Here is a 2,582-nt window from a genome sequence, read left to right as displayed (position 1 = left end):
AAAAATATGTAAAACCTTAAAATCACTGCATGTTATTCAACCGATTCGTTAAACCTTAAGACGTAATCGTTGTCTAAACGGACATAATTACAATATCATGAAAATAAAATTATTATTATTAGCATTCATTTTATGTCCTGCGTTTGTTTTTTCCCAAATAAAGATACGGGGTAAAGTTCTTGATAGGGAAACACAAAAGCCTGTTTCGAATGTGATTATACATTCGAGCGGCAAAATCTCCATGACAAACGACAAAGGAGAGTATGATTTTGAAATTAATCAGCCGGAAGTGGTTTATTTCAGGCATTTATCGTATAATCTATTAAAGATACAGTCCGATTCGCTGCAAAATAATGATGCAGTATATTTAACTCCGAATATAACAGAATTGGACGAGGTCGTTATTTCATCTAATGCCACGGATTTATTATCCGAAGCAATTCACAATTTAGTTACAAATTTCCAGAAAAAGAAAACTAAAACACATTATTTAACCCATATCAAAGGAAATGTTACAACAGGAGGAGAAAAAGAAATATATGCTTTGATAGAGGCAAGTTTGTCCAATATCGACATCAAAGGAAGAAAATCTTTAGAGTGGGATTTGAATTTTACTCAGTTAGACAGACAAAGCACGAATGAAGAGAGTTTCATTGTAAACGGGAACATTGTTACAGTACGTTTTTTTGAAGACAATTTAAAATTTCCTGTGGCGACTAAGGATACAACTGCTGCAAAACTTGAAATCTATGAGAACAATGAGGAAGAACTGATATTCAAAATACATCCGAAACATATTGACAATAACCACTATAGTTATTCTCTATGGACAATAAACAGGAAAGATACGACATTAACAAAAATACTTACCCAATCTTATTCAAATTCAGATGTGTTAACAGAACAGGAATATAAAGGAGTGAACTATTCTATAGTCAACCATTTTCATACTATCGAGTTTGTCAAAAACACATCCGAATTGTATTATTTAGATAAAATTCAGCATCTTATGACTTATAAAATATTTACTGACGCTCCATACGAGATAACTTTTAAAGTATTGACACATGCAGTGAAAAATGTGTCGGATAATGATATAAAGAAGAAAAAGAAAATATTACGTCCACATGAGGATGTTTTATTCAAAAGCAAACTTCCCGATTCTCCGGGCTTTTGGAAAAAATATGTACTCCAATAAACTTTTTCAAACAATCCCTGTCTAAATGAGCAAAATGCATTATGCAAACAAGATTTTTGAAAAAGATATATTTAAAAATATACACAAAACCGTTGTGGTTTTCATTATTGTTATTCATACTGTCAGTTAAATTTGCTCCGGTCGTTCCTCTTATTATTTACGGTTTAATTTATGACTTTGCCGACGACGAACCTCTTGCCTATGATTATTCGGAATCATTGCTTCAGAATATTATATCCGGAGGAATTATAGCTCCCATTATCGAAACTTTGCTTTGTCAGACTTTTCTGATATGGTTATTTCATAAAGCATGTAAATTCAATTATTTCACGACTGTTGTTTTATCGGGATTTCTATTTGGACTGTTACACGCAATATATAATGTAATTTATGCCATATGTGCCGGTATGATGGGGATTGTTTTTGCATTTGGGTATGTTCTCTATATGAACAAATACAGTCCTGTACGGGCATTTTGGCTGATTGCCGGTATTCACGCATTTAATAATATTAGCGCTTTTATCATTAATTGGCTGGGAATTAATTTATGAACATGCGGATTTCTCCGGGATTCTGGAATAAACTTTAGCAGACAAATCTTTTACTAAATGAATAAAAATGTATTATGAAAACAAGATTATTGTTACTGTTCATCATCTTCCCTGCGATTGTCTTTTCCCAAACAAAAGTAACGGGAAAAGTTCTTGATAAAGAAACACAAAAGCCAGTTTCAGATGTAATAATACATTCGAGCGGCAAAATCTCCATAACAAACGACAAAGGAGAATATGATTTTGAGATTAATCAGCCGGAAACTGTTTATTTCAGGCATTTGTCATACAGTTCGTTCAAAATACAGTCCGATTCGTTGCAAAATAACGGCGTTGTATATTTGACTGCAAATGTTACCGAATTGAGTGAAGTTGTTATTTCGCCGAATCGTGCGAATTATTTATTAAATAAAGCAATTGATAATTTGTTTGCGAATTTTCAGAAAGCAAAAAGTAAAATGTATTATTTAACACATGTCGAAGAAAATACGACAAAAGGAGGAGAAAGAGAAGTTTATGCTTTGATTGAAACTTTTTTGGATAGAGTGAGAAACGATAAAAAACGGTTTTTCAATTGGGATGTGAAATTAATATGGCTAGACAGAACAAAAATTATGGTAGAAAATGATTTTTCCGTAGGGGGAAAAGATTTTTCCGTATCCTTTTTTCCTGAATATATTAGATTTTCGTCCGGTAAAACTAAAAAAGACACTGCCACTTTCTTTTCGGAAGTTTATGATGAGAACAGCGATTACTGGATAATAAAGGTATATACACAATACCCTGATAAACGGCATTATCACTATTTTTTATACACAATAAGCAGACAGGAC

At 32.4% G+C, this 2,582-nt stretch carries 3 protein-coding genes; all 3 read left to right on the top strand.

Going from position 1 to position 2,582, the window contains the following annotated elements; genetic code table 11:
- The first annotated feature begins 97 nt into the window (after positions 1–97).
- The gene (locus tag LBP67_02130) at positions 98–1,198 is read left to right on the top strand and encodes a carboxypeptidase-like regulatory domain-containing protein (protein MDR2083778.1); all 1,101 of its coding nucleotides are present in this window, start codon (positions 98–100) and stop codon (positions 1,196–1,198) included.
- 41 nt (positions 1,199–1,239) lie between these two features.
- On the top strand, positions 1,240–1,749 hold the full coding sequence (locus LBP67_02125; GenBank protein ID MDR2083777.1) for a CPBP family intramembrane metalloprotease: 510 nt from the start codon (positions 1,240–1,242) through the stop codon (positions 1,747–1,749).
- A gap of 74 nt (positions 1,750–1,823) precedes the next feature.
- On the top strand, positions 1,824–2,582 hold a 759-nt coding region (locus LBP67_02120), incomplete at its 3' end, for a carboxypeptidase-like regulatory domain-containing protein (protein ID MDR2083776.1).

It is taken from the genome of Bacteroidales bacterium (genome assembly GCA_031276035.1).
GTDB lineage: Bacteria > Bacteroidota > Bacteroidia > Bacteroidales > BM520 > RGIG7150.
This window is presented reverse-complemented; position numbering and strand designations above follow the sequence as displayed.